The sequence below is a fragment of the Nostoc sp. PCC 7524 genome (assembly GCF_000316645.1).
In the GTDB taxonomy this organism is placed as follows: Bacteria; Cyanobacteriota; Cyanobacteriia; order Cyanobacteriales; family Nostocaceae; genus Trichormus.
In genome coordinates this window covers 55,475-72,311 of record NC_019684.1, presented here as the reverse complement: position 1 = coordinate 72,311, position 16,837 = coordinate 55,475, and the positions used below count along the sequence as shown (strand labels likewise).

Sequence of the window (16,837 nt, the reverse complement as noted above, 5' to 3'; positions counted from 1 at the left end):
CTTTTTTCTTTTTTGTGATCAAAAAGCTGGAATTGAATTGCATCCCGAATTTGTTTGAGCAACTTGTTCGGGATTTTTTGATCCAATTAAAAATGGCTGTACAACGCAGGTTAATTTGTTGCCAGCATTGTGTATCTAACAAGAGTTTTACTCTTCTCCACCTTCAAATGCTGTTAATATCTCTTCTGGTAAGGGAGCGTTGAAATCTTCTGGTACTACAAAACGTCCTCGATCCAGCCCTAAACTATTGCGTCGATTTGATGGCGAATGAAATGGAACTAACTTGGCAATTGGAACACCTCGGTTAGAAATAATGATTTCTTCTCCTAGTTCCACACGGGATAACAGCTTTGAAAGATTAGTTTTAGCTTCATGGATATTTACATTTTTCATAATCAAACTAAACTTAGTTTATAGACTTAGTTTAGTTTGATTATTTCCATAATCCCAAATTAGGTTATTTTCTACGCTTCAATTACTACACGGAGATTGCCACGTTTTTTAGCTACACGACAGGCTGTAGTGCTACCAAAACGCTCAAATTCTAAATCCAGAATCGTAGTACCAACTTGCAAATTGTGTAATGACAGGCGATTAATGGACTCTGGTAAAACAGGATCAATGATTCGCAAGCAGTTATTGGGAGCATCTGGGACTAAATTCACAATCATTTGTAGTAGCTGGAAAACGCTACCAGTTGCCCAAGCTTGGGGAGTACAAGCTACAGGATACTGTACCGGAGCGCGATCGCCATTGCGTTCATAACCGCAAAATAATTCTGGGGGACGTTGGTAGGGTTGCTGACTCGTCATGTCGAATAAACCTTGGAACAGTTCCAAAGCTTGATCAATTAAACCAAGCGATCGCAATCCCATAGCAATCAAAGCATTATCATGAGGCCAAACCGAGCCAATGTGATAACCCATTGGGTTGTAAGCTGGCGACAAACCACTCAAAGTGCGAATACCCCAACCGTTAAACATATCAGGGGCGCGCAACCTTTCCGCCACACTGTAGGCTTTTTCTGGGGTGAAAAGTCCTAAAAGCAGGCAATGACCAGGGTTAGAAGTAATACTATCTACCTGGTTGCCGTCACCATCCAAAGCCAAAGCGCAGAAATCTTGGTCTTCTATCCAAAAATCTCGATTGAAACGAACTTTGAGGCTTCTAGCATCTTCTTGCCAGCGTTCGGCTAGGTCAAGCCGTTTCTTCACTCTAGCAATATCTGCCAAACGTGTCTTTGCTGCATAAACGTAAGCTTGGACTTCACTCAAAGCGATCGCGCCGTTGGCTAATTCTCCCTTACGGTCTACAATGCAATCGCCAGAATCTTTCCAACCTTGGTTAGCTAAACCCCGTTTCGACTTGCGATAGTAAGTCAGATAACCGGTAGCTTGTAGATTGCGATCAATCCAGTCCATCGCCGCTAGTGCATTCGGCCAAAGTTGTTCTAGAGTTTCGTGATCATGAGTCCAAGCGTAGTATTCAGCATACAGCATTAGCCACAGGGGAGTAGCATCGACTGTGCCGTAGTAGGGTGTATGGGGAATTTCTTGACACCGAGCCATTTCCCCCAAGCGCAGCTCGTGTAAAATCTTCCCTGGTTCTTCTTCCCGCCATTCATCCTCAACCTGACCTTGATAAGCTGCCAATAACATCAAGGTTTCTTTAGCAATTTCGGCGTTGAGCATGAGGGTTTGGGAAGCTGTAATTAAGGAATCTCGCCCAAACAGTGCAGAAAACCAAGGTACACCCGCCGAGACAGTCTTATTCTCACCAAAAGACTGGCGCAGTAAATACATATCCTGTTCAGCGCGTTCAATCACACGATTGAAAATGCTTTTATCTGAGCGAATACTGGTAATTTGTTGTACCCAGTGTTGCTCTTCCATCATCTCAGCTGCTTTAGCTTGTCCTAAAGTGGTAGCCGCACTCACACTGGAACTAGAGTTGTTATTGGTTAACATATTCAACCGATAGCCCAACTTCTGAGTGCCATGAGAAGGCAACTCTAGCCGCCAAACCGCAGTGTAGCCCTTGAAATAGTCTGGTTGACGATACTGGAACTGAATGCGGGATTCCATCAATAAGCCATCTAGACCTTGATAGGCTAGGGTCAAAAGCTCATTCTTGGTTGCTGAAGGCTGAGTTGGGAGAGGAGAGACACCATCAGGATGGAAAGCGGCTACATCTTCAGCGATAGGTTCTACTAAGCGTAAAAGCTTACCTCTTTTTTCTCTGTCATAACCCCGGACTTCAAACAAATCCGCAAAATCGGCATCAAAGCTGATACTGAGTTCAAAACTGATGGTAGTGGTACTGTAATTGGCCACCTCGATTTCTTCAAATAATGCACCATTGAGTACCATTTCCCGCCGAATCCCGACAGTATCAGGTTTCATCCGTTCATCGATTCTGGGGTTAGTACACAAAACTGACACAGAAAACCCCTTTTCCGCCGTACTACTGAGGAGTACAGGCGATCGCCCATCAATTTGCAACTCCAGACGACTGAGAAAGCGCGTATCACAGCAAAATAGACCCATGCTGAGATTACCACCATCATGGAGGGAACAGCCGGAGATGTTCCCCATTGTGTCTGTCACCAAAAATAGATCATCATCCTTAACTGTCAGAGTAGGCTGTGGTCTTTCCCCTACCACACAAGGCCATTCAGGAAGAGGTAATTGCTCGGCGGGGATAAAGGTTTTGCCATCCAATAAAACTTTGTCCGGGGTCGTTAGTGTATCCGGTGTCATTAGCCAAAATTCCGTGTATAGGTCAAGTCTAAATTTTTGCGATTGGAGCAAGGTCAACAGCCAAACAAGGCTGAGACCAACTTTTACGAGCTATTAGAGCTAAATAAATACTCATTTACTGCTGGCAGAAGACCAGACATCAGAAACTTACACAATAAGTTTATAAATGTATACTGTTTAAATCTGAAGTCAAGCTTGAAAAATAGGAATTTACAGTTGATTTATTCCAATAAAACCCAAAATAGCATTTCTTATTGCTAAAACTTACCCAAGATACAGCAATATCCCAATTGAGGCAGAACCTAGTATTGCAGTGAAGTCAAAAATCAAAAGTCAAAAGTCAAAAAGCTTATAGAGCAACCTTTTTGGTGATTTGCAATGGGTAATTGATTTACGCCCTACTGTTCTAGATTTTTGAGAAGAGGTGATGAAGGAGATGATCTTTCCCAGTCCCCAATCCGCGCATCATAGACAAATTTAGCTGTTAAACTTCCCAACAGCGTGATAAGCAGAGGCGTTCGAGAATGTATATTGGGCTTAGTAGCCTATTTTTTTAAACATCACGATGCCAGCACATGGATCAAGAAAACTTGGGTGAAGACCAAAGTGGCTATGATGTGCCTAGACCTAAGTCACGTCAAACTAACGTTTTTGGTCGATTTGTCACTCTGGGTTTTTCAGTCTGTAGAGAAGCTATGAACACTCCTTGCAGGTGGGTGCAAATTACTGCCAATGCCTTTGCAGGTGCTGTTCAAAATTATTTACATAATTGCAACTTTCTATTTAACTTGAGAGACAGTTGTAATTTGTAAAATGCAGCTGTGACGTGGATATAGTTCAGATTGGGCTTTTTTAAAGATATTCATGAGCATTTCAACTTCTGTGCTGAGTGATCTGCTACAGTCCCTACCTTACCTGCGACCCCAGCTATACTTCAAGGCTTCATTAACAGCCCTATCCCACGCAATGGAAGATCAGGTTTTGGCTGCGACTTTAGATCAGCCCTTAGTAATTGCCAGCTTTCAACGAGAGCGATTCTATCGCCAAGAAGCTCACCGCTATCAGCGTTTAGCGCAACGTAGTAACCAAATATACGTATTATCTGCACCAGAAACTGATTTTGCCAATAGCTCAGAATACTATGAAAAGGTGGCATTTGAGCCAGAAGATGCTTTAAGCCAAGAGTGGCATTTGGTAGTAATTGCTGATAACTATGCTACCTGCTTGGTATGTCGGGAAAGTCTGGGTTCAATCACCAAGAATCGGCAAGTACCTGAGTGGCTTCCTAGTCTAGATATGGACACAGGGAGGCGATTTGAAGGTATTTGGACATCAGAACGGGGAGTCAGTATTAAAGCTGCTCAATTGCTATTAGACAGGATTTTGGTTTACAGACCAGACCTGGCCCAAAAGGTTGAGAGAGCCTGTCAGAGATTTGGCATCGGGGATAGTAAAATTTACTCCCCCCCTGGTGTTATTGCTGAATATGCTTGTGACATTGATACAGATCCATTTGTGCAACGTTTAGTTACCTATCTCCAAGCTAGTCAGTATAAACTCCATAAAGCTTACCGTTCTATTGCCGCTCAAGCACGAAAAGAGCGTTTAGTCAACTCAATTAGTACAGCAATTCGGCGATCGCTTGATCCCCATCAAGTCTTACAAATCGCAGCACAGGAACTAGGGCAACACTTAGGAGCAAGTCGTTGTTTAATTTACCGCGCTCAAGCCTCAGATGCCCAAGCCACCCTAGAACATGAGTTTTTAATGCCTGGAGTAGTATCGATTTGCGGGCAGAACTGGGAGTTAAAGAACAATCCACTATTTCAAGCAGTGGTAGATCACGGGGAAGGTGTTTGTGTTAGTGATAGCCTGAATGATTTTCGTGTCACCAGTTCAGTCACGCTGTCCTTGATTGTGAAAAAATTTGCGGTACGTTCTTGGTTGATAGAGCCGGTATTGTTTCAGGGGCGACTCTTGGGCATTGTCGAGTTACATTATTGCTCTTTACCGCCGCACCAATGGCAACAAGGAGAATTGGACCTAGTAGAAGCGATCGCTACCCAAATCGGAGCAGCCTTAATCCAAGCCGAAGCCTATGCTAACTTAGAAGTCCTCAATCAGCAACTAGAAGCCCTAGATCGCACCCGCAGCAACTTAATTGCCATCACCGGTCATGAACTCCGTACACCTTTATCCACAATTCAAGTCTGTCTAGAAAGTCTCGCGACTGAGCCAGATATGCCCTTAGAATTGCGCCAGGTGATGCTGAATACGGCTCTGGATGACTCAGAACGGATGCGAAAACTGGTACAAGACTTCTTGACCCTTTCTAACCTAGAAAGCGGGCGTGTGGAATGGCATCCAGAATCTCTGACTTTGCAAGAATGTGTAGATTTAGCCCTCAGTCGCCTGAAGACACGCACCACAACAGAAAAACCACCCCAAATCAAAACACAACTGGCCGAAAACTTGCCTTTGATTAGAGCTGATGGTGATTGGCTGGTAGAAGTATTAGCAAAACTAATTGATAACGCTTGTAAATTTACCCCCATGCAAGGGTTAATTACCATCAGTGCCAATCAAAATAGCGATCGCATGGTAGAAGTCACCGTAGCTGATACTGGGCGTGGAATTGAACCCAATCGCCTAGAAGTTGTCTTTGACCGTTTTTATCAAGAAGAGGGAGCTTTGCGGCGGACAGCTGGCGGTACAGGGTTAGGTTTGGCTATTTGCCGCCAAATTGTCAACGGTTGGGGCGGCGCAATTTGGGCAGATTCCAACGGCAAAGACCAAGGTAGTCAGTTTCATTTCACCGTTCCCATCGTTCAAGGTAGCCAAGAGGAAAGCCGCTCGAAGGTTAAGAGGCGGGGGAGTAGGGATTAGGAAAAAGCAGGGGAGGCAGGGGAAGCAGGGGAGGCAGGGGAGGCAGGGGAAGCAGGGGAAGCAGGGGGAGAAAATCCCATGCCCTATTCCTACTCAGCATTCTTAACTGGCTAACAACTGTTACAGACTGTGACACGAACGCAATATGATCGTGATGGCGGTGTTACGATGCCCTAAAAACGTTGAGAGAATACCTTATGGCAGAAACACTTTCTGGACAAACTCCACTATTTGCGGGCAGCACTGGCGGCTTGCTCACAAAAGCAGTAGAAGAAGAAAAATACGCGATCACCTGGACTAGCCCCAAGCAGCAGGTTTTTGAACTGCCTACCGGCGGTGCAGCTACTATGCTTCAAGGCCAAAACCTCCTATACTTGGCTCGGAAAGAATATGGTATCGCTTTAGGCGGTCAACTCCGGAAATTCAAAATCACAGATTATAAAATTTACCGGATTCTGCCCAATGGCGAAACCACTTTTATTCACCCTGCTGATGGCGTATTCCCAGAAAAAGTGAATGCTGGTCGTGAGAAAGTCCGTCACGTTCCCCGCAGCATTGGGGAAAATCCCAACCCTGCACAACTCAAATTCTCTGGTAAAGCTACCCACGATGCTTAAGAGGTAAATACTGGGGAGTAGGGAATGGGGAGTAGGGAGTAGGAGAGGCAGGGGAGCAGGGAGAAAGGGAGAAATTCCTCCCCCAATCCCCGGCCCCCAATCCCCAATCCCCAATCCCCAGTCCCCAACCCCCAATCCCCAACCTGCCTATGATATTCCCCGATTTTTCCGAATTCTCTGAGCTAGCTACGCAAGGTAATTTTGTGCCAGTGTATCAAGAATGGGTCGCCGACCTAGATACACCCGTTTCTGCATGGTACAAAGTTTGTGCAGGACAGCCTTATAGTTTTTTGCTGGAATCGGTGGAAGGTGGGGAAAACATCGGGCGTTACAGTTTGGTGGGTTGTGATCCGCTTTGGATTTTAGAAGCCAGGGGTGAATCTACCACCCAGACGCACCGCGACGGTTCGCAAGTTGAGTTTGCGGGAGATCCGTTTACGGCTTTAGCTGAATGCCTTGCACCGTTTCACCCAGTAAAATTACCCCAACTACCTCCGGGAATTGGGGGATTGTTTGGCTTTTGGGGTTATGAGTTGATTCGCTGGATTGAGCCGCGTGTCCCAGTACATCCACAAGATGAGCGCAACATTCCTGATGGTTTGTGGATGCAGGTAGACCACCTATTGATTTTTGACCAAGTAAAGCGGAAAATTTGGGCGATCGCCTATGCTGATTTACGTGACCCTAACGTAGATATCAAAGCAGCATATCAACAGGCGTGCGATCGCGTCACCCAGATGGTAAGTAAATTATCTTTGCCTCTATCGCCCCAAAAAACTATCTTGGAATGGAAACCCCCAAGTAATACCAAAGTTGGGGAAATAACAGAATATAGCAGTAACTTCACTCAGACAGAATTTTGCGCTAGCGTCGAAAAAGCTAAGGAATACATCAAAGCTGGGGATATCTTTCAAGTCGTCGTTTCTCAGCGTCTATCCACACAATACACAGGTGATCCTTTTTCCCTTTATCGTTCCCTACGTCAGATTAATCCTTCGCCTTACATGGCTTATTTTCACTTCCAAGATTGGCAAATCATCGGTTCTAGCCCGGAAGTGATGGTGAAAGCAGAACGGGATGCAGATGGTGGGGTAATAGCTACAGTCCGTCCAATTGCGGGGACACGTCCACGGGGTAAAACTACAAAAGAGGATTTAGCCTTCGCAGAAGATTTATTACAAGATCCCAAAGAAATTGCTGAACACGTCATGTTAGTCGATTTAGGACGAAATGATTTAGGACGTGTTTGTGAAAGTGGTAGCGTTAAAGTTGATGAGTTGATGGTAGTGGAACGCTACTCTCATGTGATGCACATTGTTAGCAATGTGGTGGGGAAATTAGCACCAGAAAAAACCGCTTGGGATTTGTTAAAGGCTTGTTTTCCGGCGGGGACGGTTAGCGGCGCGCCCAAAATCCGGGCGATGGAAATTATTAATGAATTAGAACCGAGTCGCCGGGGTGTTTATTCTGGGGTGTATGGATATTACGATTTTGAAGGGCAATTAAATAGTGCGATCGCAATTCGCACAATGGTAGTTAAAGATAATACGGTGACAGTGCAAGCCGGTGCGGGTTTGGTGGCTGATTCTGAGCCTGAGAAGGAATATGAGGAGACTTTAAATAAGGCTAGAGGGTTGCTGGTGGCGATTCGTTGTTTACGGTAAATTGGAACGCAGAGGAACACAGAGGTTTAATCAGAGTTATTTGCTATAAAACAAATGGTCGGTTTCCGGGTTTGGTGGGTTTTAGCCATGCAAATATTTGTGTAGCTGTTAAATCCAGTTGCAAAAATTCTGGTAAGGGTAATAGTTCATCTCGTGTGATTTCTAAAGGTGATTCTTCTGGCAAAAATACCAACACTACGCGTTCATCTGGATCAATTAACCATCCTAATTTCGTACCATGTTTTAAGCAGTGAATAATATTTCTAATTACCTTGGTTGTGTTTTGTTCTGGTGAAAGAATTTCAATAGATAAAATTACAAGCTTATGTAGCGATCGCCCACGACTCAGCACTAAAATAGAAAGTAAGATATTGCCCTAATCTAACAAAAATTTTATCAACCCAAATCTTTACTTTCGATGGGGATTGACATAACGCATTTCAAAACGACTCTGTTCCCACAGTGGTAATAAAGCTTGTTTCGCAAAGTTTAACTGAGATTGCGAAAACCTAATTTTCCCGTGTTCAATAATCCAGATAAAAATTCTTGTCATTAAATCTGCTTTAAAATTTTGTTCATACTGATAATTATTTATCCTTCCTGCTTGAGCATCTAAATAATACCAAGCATCTTTAAAGTTCCATCGCTCAAAATTACTCCTCATTCTGTCTTTTGTATTATCAACTTCCATCAAAGACAAGTTGCGGATAATATAATCCATGCCTTCTATTGCAGAGTCAGTATTTCGCAGTAAATTTGTTAATGCTTGGTAATAGTCTCTCAGTAAGAAACTAGGAATATTTGCAACATAATTATTTAACCAAGATTGCACATCTTGCAGATAAGGAACTAATTCTTTAATATCATGAATCTCTGTAATGGCAGCGCGGTCATGATGATAATCTGCTATATTCTTCTGTAAATCTGCGGCTGATAGTTGATATTTTTGGGAATAGTAATCAATCACTTTGGGAATAAAAATTTGTAATAACCACTCTTTAGTATATTTAGCTGTCCAAGTTCCCCTCGGCCCAATATCTTGCTGCCATGATTTAAGTTCACCCTTTTCTAGAGTTTGGAGGTGAACATCATTAATTTCATAAACAATATTAATGATGCCATTAGGTAATAAAGATAAATAATTAACAGGTATGGGTAAAATAAACGCATGATCGCGAATACCTCGACTCACACGGATAGAAATTTCTTCTTGTTGAAATAAATGCCATTCTGATTTACCTTGTGCATAATTAAATTCGCTGGCGAAGTTTTGCATTAATCGCCAGAGTTTGACATCGACAGAAAATAGATGAAACCCACGACTACCTAAAAATTCTACAAATTCAAAATCCCATGTTTCTAAATGGTTCTCACATTCAATAATTGATTGCTTGTATGCTTGACACATAATATCAATACACAAGCATAAATCAACTGTTTCTACATCAGATAAAATAATGGTAGTTTGTCCCAAACATACTTCAAAAGCATTACTATCTATTTGTTTAAGAAATCTTCGACATCCCCACTCTGGGCGAGTGTTTAGTCCTGTCATTAATTGACCTAAAATATCGTGGTGATTTAATTGAATTTTTAAGCCTCTGACAATCACACCACTAAATTGAATTTGACAGTTACCTTCTTTAAAAGCCTTGGGTAGATTACACTCTATGACTACTTTTGGTTTGACGACGACTAAGCGATCGCCTTCCCGCAAAATTGCAGGTTTAAAATCAGCTTGCCCTACAATTTCTTGTAAATCACGCCGCCGTAAATGTTTTTCGATGAGATTATATTGTGAATACCTCAAAACACTAACTGTATCTTTATCTATATTTTTAACTACATAAAAATTAAATTGGTTATAAAACTCTAAAGCTGTAGAATTTATTTTTAATGAATAAATATTTTTATCGTAAATACACTCTTCTTTATGATAAGCAAAATATTTGAAAACTTTGATTTGATGTCCGTTAGTAATTATAAAAAACAACGGTTTGAGATATGTACTATAAAATATTGCTTGTTCAATAGCTGGTTGAAAATGATTGCCTTGAGGCTCTAAATATATAACAATAACTAAAGCTGTTTCAGCATTTTGCTTGGCTACATCATCATGAGCAAAATAAATTTGCACATCTTCAAGCTTTTTTTCTGGATTTTCCTTAAGTTCACTATTTAAACTATATTTACTAGCACAACATTTATCTGGATAACCTAAACTACGAAAGAGCGGGATAACAAACTTTTTTTCTACATCATCCTTGTTATGTAAAACCCGATAATCAAAAGTTTGTAGCCATTTTATAAATTGTTTACTTGCATCAGAGGTTGACATTTGTGAATCCACCTGATCGGATAAAAAATTATTTCTTATATGGTTGATTGAATCAGTAACTTATCAAGTCAGTGTGGATGCCATAGCAATGATAACTACTGGACAAATTTTGACAGATAATATACAACACCACCAGATGTGATCACGTTTGAATATGGCCAAGTTATTTATTCAATAAAATTAGTAACTATACAGTCTGAATTAATTAACTTTTATAAAATAAAAATAATTTTAGAGGAAAATAACCTACAGAGGCACAGTTATACTGTACCTCTGTTCGGTTGAACAATGATCGATGCGGAGGCCAACATTACACCAACGCCACCACCTGTTCTAACAATCCTTTAAACATCACCAATCCATCACTACCTCCAAGCACAGGATCAGAGGCTCGTTCTGGGTGTGGCATCATACCTAAAACATTGCCTTGACGATTGCAAATCCCGGCAATGTTATTTAGAGAACCATTAGGGTTGTCTCCAGCATACCGGAAGACTACTTGCCCATGTTCTTCAATCTCAGATAAAGTCGCCTGATCAGCGTAAAATCGTCCTTCGCCGTGGGCAATTGGTAAGGTGATGATTTCACCAGTGGCGTAAGCTTGAGTCCAAGGGCTATTTGTGCTTTCAACTTTTAAAGGCACGCGATCGCAGATAAAATGCAAATCCCGATTTCGCGTCAATATCCCTGGCAAAAGTCCAGCTTCAGTTAGCACCTGAAAACCGTTACAAATGCCTAGGACTAACTTACCCTTTTGAGCGTGGGTAATTACCTGCTGCATCACAGGCGAGAACCGCGCGATCGCACCACAGCGTAAATAATCGCCGTAACTAAATCCCCCAGGGACAATGATGGCATCTAAATCATCAATATCCGTATCTTGATGCCAAATCATGCGAGTTGGTTGTCCTAGCAAGTCTCTAGTGACATAAGCAACATCGCGATCGCAATTAGAACCCGGAAAAACAACAACACCAAATTTCATGATTAGTTTATAGTCAATAGGCAATAGGCAATAGGCAATAGGCAATAGGCAATAGGCAATAGGCAATAGTTCTTCCTATCATCTCCATTCCCTAGCCCCTAGTCTCCAACCCCTAAAACACTCCCGTTTGGGTTTCGACTTCAATCAAATCAAAACGGTAATTTTCAATCACGGGATTGGCTAACATTTGATCACAGATGCGTTCCATGTCTTGACGCGCTTTACTCTCCTCAGATGAGGTAATAGTTAATTCGATGTACTTACCAATCCGTATATTTTCTACGTTATCGTATCCCATTTGCTGAAGACCAGATTGTACAGCCACACCAGCCGGATCTAAGACTGAGGGACGAAGAGTGACAAAAATTTTGGCTAGATACTTGGTTTGCACGGGTTTTTGCTGAATGCTGCGATCGCTATACTATAACTTTCTGTCCCAACTAAGTAAAAATAAGATTATAGAACAGTTACTGTTGATTTATTGAGTTAGCTAGTATAACAGTTCCAATTACAGTGGCAAATTATCACAATGTCTATGAGAGCCATCCGCACCCGCAGTCAAGAGCGCATTTTAGACCTGTTGCAAAGTATCAAACAAGGCATTTCTGCCCAAGATATTTACGTGGAACTACGTAATCGCAATCAGAGTATGGGTTTAGCTACAGTTTATCGCTCCTTGGAAGCATTAAAACTCGAAGGTCTGGTGCAAGTACGTACTTTGTCTAATGGTGAGGCCTTATACAGCCTAGTGCAGCAAGACAAACATCATCTTACTTGCCTGCAATGTGGTGCGTCGATTCCCATTCATCAATGCCCTGTGCATGATTTAGAAGGACAACTACAAGCTACCCACAACTTTAGAATTTTTTACCACACACTAGAGTTTTTTGGTTTGTGTGGTAAATGCCAGATGAATCAAGCCAGTGAGATTGGTTGAGAGTCAGGGGAGCAAGGGAGCAGGGGCGCAGGGGAGCAGAGGCGCAGAGGAGAAAAACTAATAACTATTGCCTATTGCCTATTGCCCATTGCCTATTGCCTATTGCCTACTAACTAACGCCCATTTGCCACTGAATCAGTTTGAGTGTCTGAAACAATAGAACGTATTCCTTCCAAGGTAGCGGGGATAGTGCGGGGATCTATAAACATCACCTTGCTACTATCACTCTTACCGATGGTAGAACCCATATCTAGATAGCCTAAAGCCAACAATACTTCTAATGCTGGGCGAGCAGTAGCATTGGTGTTGATTTTTTGAGCTATAATCTCTGCGGATTCTGCGATCGCTTGGGCTTTGAGAACTTGCTGCTGACGTTCCGCCTGGGCTTTCAAAACTATTGCCTTTTGTTCCGCCTCTGCTTGTAAAATTACAGATTTTTGTCTAGCTTCTGCATCTAAAATTTGGGCTTCTGCTTTACCTCTAGCACTATTAACAGCCGCTTCCCTCTCACCCTCAGAATTTAAAATAGCTGCCCGTCTGCGACGTTCTGCTGACATTTGCAATTCCATCGATTCCCGTACCGCTTGAGAAGGGATAATGTCTCGCAGTTCTACCCGTGTCACCTTCACACCCCAAGGATCAGTAGCAATATCTAAATCTCTTAATAAAATTTCATTAATTTGGGCGCGAGCAGTAAAAGTTTCATCTAATTCCAGTTGTCCCATTTCCGAGCGAATTTGAGTTAGCACCAAATTCGTCATTGCCGACTGGAGATTTTCCACCTTGTACCAGGCTTTTTCCATATCGACAATCCGCCAATAAATTACCGCATCGACTTCAATACCTACGTTGTCACGGGTGATACATTTTTGGGGTGGAATATCTAAAACTTTTTCCCGGATTGTTCCTTGGTAGACGATTTTATCTAAAAACGGAATCACAAAATTTAGTCCAGGTTCAAGTTTCTTATTATAGCTACCTAATCTTTCTACTAAAGCTTCATTACCTTGATTCACAACTTTAACAGACCCAGCCACAGCAGAACCACCCAATGCTAAAAAGACTAGCAAAAAAAATTGTTCAAACATTTATTGATGCTCCTAATTATTCAAGTTGGAATTTTAACTAATAACTATTGACTACTTAACAAATTTTCTGGCATCACAATTAATGTAGTCCCTTCCCTCCTGACTACATAAACTCTTTCATAAGCTGCAACACTGAGTTTGTCATCATCACATTGCGCCCGCCAAGAATTGCCCTCATATAGCACTCGTCCTGTTTTACCTGCTGGAATTTCTGTCAAAGTTTCCGCGACAATCGCATCTTGAATTTTCGATTTGCGTCGTCGCGGTTGTAAAAACCGCCGGGAAAGCACAATCAACAAAGTAGAAAGCAATAGCCAAGCTACAACTTGCAACCATAAACTCGTCAAACCGAATTGAGATAGTAGTGCCACAATCAAAGCACTAATTCCCATCATGAATTCGATAAAAGCCGATGGGAAGAACAGTTCCATCAAACACAGAACTGATCCTGCCAGCAGCCAGATTAAGGTATAAATTGGCATAGCGTCATCCTAGACACTACATTGACAACATACATTTCTCAATAACTGAGAGTAGATACATACCGACACTAGCGACTTACAGAAAAACTTACTCTTTTTAGTAAAAAATTGTGATTAAATTCAGTAACAATCTGTAGTCAGATGTACACAAGTTCAAGTCTATTCTAGCCTTCAAACCTTTGACAGCTAAATGTAATCGAAATTCACGAGTCGATTTATTTTTTAAATTCATACTTTTATGATTTCTACGCCAAGAATAATTTATTGTATAAATCCTAACTGCGAACAGCCGATTAATACAGTGGGCAATGTGGTTTGTGCCAGTTGTCAAACTCCTGTGGTATATCGGTATCTCTGGGCTACAGGTAAATTGGTAGCGACTATTCCCCTAGGTACAAAAGTAGCAGATAGATATGAGGCGATCGCACCCCAAATTTGGCTCGATACTCAACCAGGGCTACCGCCAGACATACAAGAAGAGTTACCACCGATAGTTATTCCTTATCTCCGTCTATATTCAGAGCATTTGCACCTCCCCCAAGTTTATGGATTGGTTGCCAGTGGGGAAGCAGATACAGATGATATCTTGTTGCTAGAAAATGTCCCTATTGATGAGCATGGGAATCTCTACCCCTCCCTGACGGCAACTTGGGAGCAAGCCAAAGCCGTCAGACAGGTTTACTGGTTATGGCAAATTCTCCAACTTTGGACACCTTTATCAGAATTAGGACTTGCCCAAAGTTTACTCATCCCAGACAACCTACGAGTCCAAGGTTGGTGTGTACGACTGTTAGAACTAGACACTACAGCCACAGAACAGCCTAGTTTGGCAGATTTAGCTCATGGGTGGCAACCTCTGGTAGATGCCGCCAAAACAGCCGCAGAATTAAAGCCGATAATCGAGCTAATGACTAAATCTGACGTAGAGTTAGACACCATTGCAACTCAACTCAATGCTTTATTACTGTCAACGGCAGCAGAATTACCTTTAAATCTTAAGGTAGTAGGCGCAACCGATACTGGCCCCCAACTACAACAAAATGAAGATGCTTGCTATCCCAACACTACCGATAATGCAGATGATTCATTACTGCCTCATTTATCAATTGTTTGTGATGGTATTGGCGGACATCAAGGCGGTGAAGTTGCTAGTCAATTAGCAGTACAGTCTCTCAAATTACAAATCCGTGCCTTATTAGCAGAGATAACGGAACAAACTGAAATTGTGCCGCCCAAATTGTTGCAGGAACAATTAGAAGCTTGTTTACGGGTAGTTAATAACGTCATTAGCTCCCGTAATGATGAACAAAAACGCCAAGGTAGAGAAAGGATGGCGACAACTCTCGTCATGGCTGTACAAGTGCCGCAACGAGTGTTAAAAAAATCTGGTTGGCAGTCAAACGCCCACGAACTTTACTTGGCTAGTGTTGGTGATAGCCGCGCTTACTGGATAACTCGTAACTACTGCCAACAACTCACCGTAGATGATGACGTAGTAGCTAGGGAAGTGCGGTTAGCACGGAGCCTGTATCGTCAAGCACTCCAAAGGCCAGATGCCCACGCCCTCACTCAAGCCTTGGGGACAAGAGACGCGGAAGCCTTGCGTCTAGTAATTCAAAGGTTCATCTTGGAAGAAGATGGCATATTACTGCTTTGTTCTGATGGTTTAAGCGATCGCAATTTAGTAGAAGAATACTGGCAAAATTACGCAATGTCCATGTTAACAGGGAACTTAACTGTGGAAGATGCTGTCCGTGAATGGATTAATTTAGCCAACGAAAAGAATGGTCATGATAATACTTCAGTGGTGCTGACTCTTTGCCGGATTGCTAAAGAATCCTTAGTGCCGATGCCACCACCACCGCCGCTAGTAGCAATACCTAAATTAGAACCACCAGAACCAGAAATCTCTGCTCTAGCAGAAATAGAAACACAATCTAGTTTGGCAGAAATAGAAACACAATCTAGTTTGGCAGAAATTGAACAATCTACATTAACAGAAAGTTCTCAAGCACTGTTAGATTTGGATTTGACAGTGGATGAACCCAGTCCAACCCCATTTCAACAACCAACCCGTCAGCGTCAGCCTTTGGTACTGATAGGAGGATTATTAGCTTTGCTAGTAGGGGGTACTGGTGTCGGATTATTTGCTTGGTGGCAACTCAACCCACAAACTTTTCAACAAATGTGTCGAAAATTACCCCCAAGTATTCAACCAGTTTGTCCACCACGGCAATGATTTTCTTGTCATGGGACATGGACTAAGTTTTTTCTCCCCAGATCCCAGTCCCCAATCCCCAATCCCCAGTCCCACCCTCTTGCTGAGTTTTGAGTTCTGAGTTCTGATTGTTGTAGAATTGAATCTATCATTAAAGCGCAAATCAAGAGTAAAGAGGGTTTTTCCTAGCCTGGTTGCCTATCTATCCTCGAAAATGTACTTCTGAGACACCCTTGGGAGTCAACAAGTGCATTGAGGAGAAAAAGCGTTGTGGATTTTTTGCCACGGAACTACTGCTTGGCGACAACTGCCGTACCTACGAGTAGTCGCAAAAGCGTTTATCAAGTTCGCGCTGAATTACTATCAGAGACTAGGAAATACAGGGTTTTATCACGTAAACCTGTTAATACATTATAAGTCTAATCAGAAATTCTGATGTGTTTGACTAATTACACTCAAAGCCTGCATGGGCAGGCTTTGTTTATATAGCAGGTAAAGAAGCGTGCAAGAAACCATCTGTAAAGATTGGCGTGGGAGTTACTGTTGTAAACAGTTTATTGGTAAAAAGTAAGTTAGCTCAGTGAGGGTTGGCCGTGGAGACACTTGTGGAACAGCAAAAGCAAGGTAAAAATGTTGATATGAAAGTAGGCGATCGCGTCCGTGTTAAAGAGTCGGTGGTAGTTTACCATCATCCTGAACATCGTGGTGAAGCTTTTGACATCAAAGGCATAGAAGGCGAAATTGTCGAGATTGTCACCCAATGGCAAGGTAGACCTGTAAGTGCAAATTTGCCGTTTTTAGTCCAGGTTAGTAAAAAATTTAAAGTCCACTTGCGAGAAAATGAAATAGAACTCATCTAAATC

Annotated in this window: 15 protein-coding genes; 7 read left to right on the top strand and 8 right to left on the bottom strand. The window is 42.3% G+C overall.

All coding sequences use genetic code 11. The features are described 5' to 3' along the window. Positions 1 to 147 precede the first annotated feature (147 nt). Both NOS7524_RS00290 and NOS7524_RS00285 read right to left on the bottom strand, forming a co-directional pair. Positions 148 to 393, bottom strand: coding sequence for a type II toxin-antitoxin system Phd/YefM family antitoxin (locus NOS7524_RS00290; RefSeq protein WP_015136455.1), 246 nt, complete (start codon positions 391 to 393; stop codon positions 148 to 150). A gap of 71 nt (positions 394 to 464) precedes the next feature. Then, positions 465 to 2,759, bottom strand: coding sequence for an amylo-alpha-1,6-glucosidase (locus NOS7524_RS00285; RefSeq protein WP_015136454.1), 2,295 nt, complete (start codon positions 2,757 to 2,759; stop codon positions 465 to 467). Positions 2,760 to 3,334: 575 nt separating this feature from the next. On the opposite strand from NOS7524_RS00285, the gene NOS7524_RS00280 reads away from it, so the two are divergent. The 4 genes from NOS7524_RS00280 (at position 3,335) to trpE (ending at position 7,926) form a co-directional block, all read left to right on the top strand. Further along, the gene (locus NOS7524_RS00280; protein ID WP_015136453.1) at positions 3,335 to 3,571 is read left to right on the top strand and encodes a hypothetical protein; all 237 of its coding nucleotides are present in this window, start codon (positions 3,335 to 3,337) and stop codon (positions 3,569 to 3,571) included. 52 nt (positions 3,572 to 3,623) lie between these two features. Further along, positions 3,624 to 5,645 (top strand): DICT sensory domain-containing protein, encoded by a 2,022-nt coding sequence (locus tag NOS7524_RS00275; RefSeq protein ID WP_015136452.1) that lies wholly within the window; start codon positions 3,624 to 3,626, stop codon positions 5,643 to 5,645. 197 nt (positions 5,646 to 5,842) lie between these two features. Beyond that, positions 5,843 to 6,262, top strand: coding sequence for a photosystem I reaction center subunit II PsaD (locus tag NOS7524_RS00270; RefSeq protein ID WP_015136451.1), 420 nt, complete (start codon positions 5,843 to 5,845; stop codon positions 6,260 to 6,262). Positions 6,263 to 6,411: 149 nt separating this feature from the next. After that, positions 6,412 to 7,926: an anthranilate synthase component I gene (trpE, locus tag NOS7524_RS00265; RefSeq protein ID WP_015136450.1), complete on the top strand. Its 1,515-nt coding sequence runs from the start codon at positions 6,412 to 6,414 to the stop codon at positions 7,924 to 7,926. A 43-nt stretch (positions 7,927 to 7,969) separates the two neighbouring features. Here the strand turns inward: trpE and NOS7524_RS00260 are convergent, their stop codons facing one another. The 4 genes from NOS7524_RS00260 to purS all read right to left on the bottom strand — a co-directional run bounded on the left by NOS7524_RS00260 (position 7,970) and on the right by purS (position 11,640). Then, on the bottom strand, positions 7,970 to 8,278 hold the full coding sequence (locus NOS7524_RS00260) for a Uma2 family endonuclease (protein ID WP_235622382.1): 309 nt from the start codon (positions 8,276 to 8,278) through the stop codon (positions 7,970 to 7,972). A 57-nt stretch (positions 8,279 to 8,335) separates the two neighbouring features. Continuing rightward, on the bottom strand, positions 8,336 to 10,264 hold the full coding sequence (locus tag NOS7524_RS00255) for a type I restriction enzyme HsdR N-terminal domain-containing protein (protein ID WP_015136449.1): 1,929 nt from the start codon (positions 10,262 to 10,264) through the stop codon (positions 8,336 to 8,338). Positions 10,265 to 10,574: 310 nt separating this feature from the next. After that, a complete protein-coding gene (gene purQ, locus NOS7524_RS00250; protein WP_015136448.1) occupies positions 10,575 to 11,249 on the bottom strand; it encodes a phosphoribosylformylglycinamidine synthase subunit PurQ in 675 nt (224 codons plus the stop codon). Between the two features lie 112 nt (positions 11,250 to 11,361). Beyond that, positions 11,362 to 11,640 (bottom strand): phosphoribosylformylglycinamidine synthase subunit PurS, encoded by a 279-nt coding sequence (gene purS, locus NOS7524_RS00245; RefSeq protein WP_015136447.1) that lies wholly within the window; start codon positions 11,638 to 11,640, stop codon positions 11,362 to 11,364. A 144-nt stretch (positions 11,641 to 11,784) separates the two neighbouring features. On the opposite strand from purS, the gene NOS7524_RS00240 reads away from it, so the two are divergent. Then, the gene (locus NOS7524_RS00240) at positions 11,785 to 12,186 is read left to right on the top strand and encodes a Fur family transcriptional regulator (RefSeq protein WP_015136446.1); all 402 of its coding nucleotides are present in this window, start codon (positions 11,785 to 11,787) and stop codon (positions 12,184 to 12,186) included. A 113-nt stretch (positions 12,187 to 12,299) separates the two neighbouring features. Here the strand turns inward: NOS7524_RS00240 and NOS7524_RS00235 are convergent, their stop codons facing one another. Further along, positions 12,300 to 13,274 carry an SPFH domain-containing protein gene (locus NOS7524_RS00235; protein ID WP_015136445.1) on the bottom strand — a complete coding sequence of 325 codons (975 nt, stop codon included), beginning with the start codon at positions 13,272 to 13,274 and terminating at the stop codon, positions 12,300 to 12,302. A gap of 44 nt (positions 13,275 to 13,318) precedes the next feature. After that, positions 13,319 to 13,756 carry an NfeD family protein gene (locus tag NOS7524_RS00230; RefSeq protein WP_015136444.1) on the bottom strand — a complete coding sequence of 146 codons (438 nt, stop codon included), beginning with the start codon at positions 13,754 to 13,756 and terminating at the stop codon, positions 13,319 to 13,321. 238 nt (positions 13,757 to 13,994) lie between these two features. On the opposite strand from NOS7524_RS00230, the gene NOS7524_RS00225 reads away from it, so the two are divergent. Further along, positions 13,995 to 15,995 (top strand): PP2C family protein-serine/threonine phosphatase, encoded by a 2,001-nt coding sequence (locus tag NOS7524_RS00225; RefSeq protein ID WP_015136443.1) that lies wholly within the window; start codon positions 13,995 to 13,997, stop codon positions 15,993 to 15,995. A gap of 566 nt (positions 15,996 to 16,561) precedes the next feature. Continuing rightward, on the top strand, positions 16,562 to 16,834 hold the full coding sequence (locus tag NOS7524_RS00220; protein ID WP_041555046.1) for a ferredoxin-thioredoxin reductase variable chain: 273 nt from the start codon (positions 16,562 to 16,564) through the stop codon (positions 16,832 to 16,834). Positions 16,835 to 16,837 lie beyond the last annotated feature (3 nt).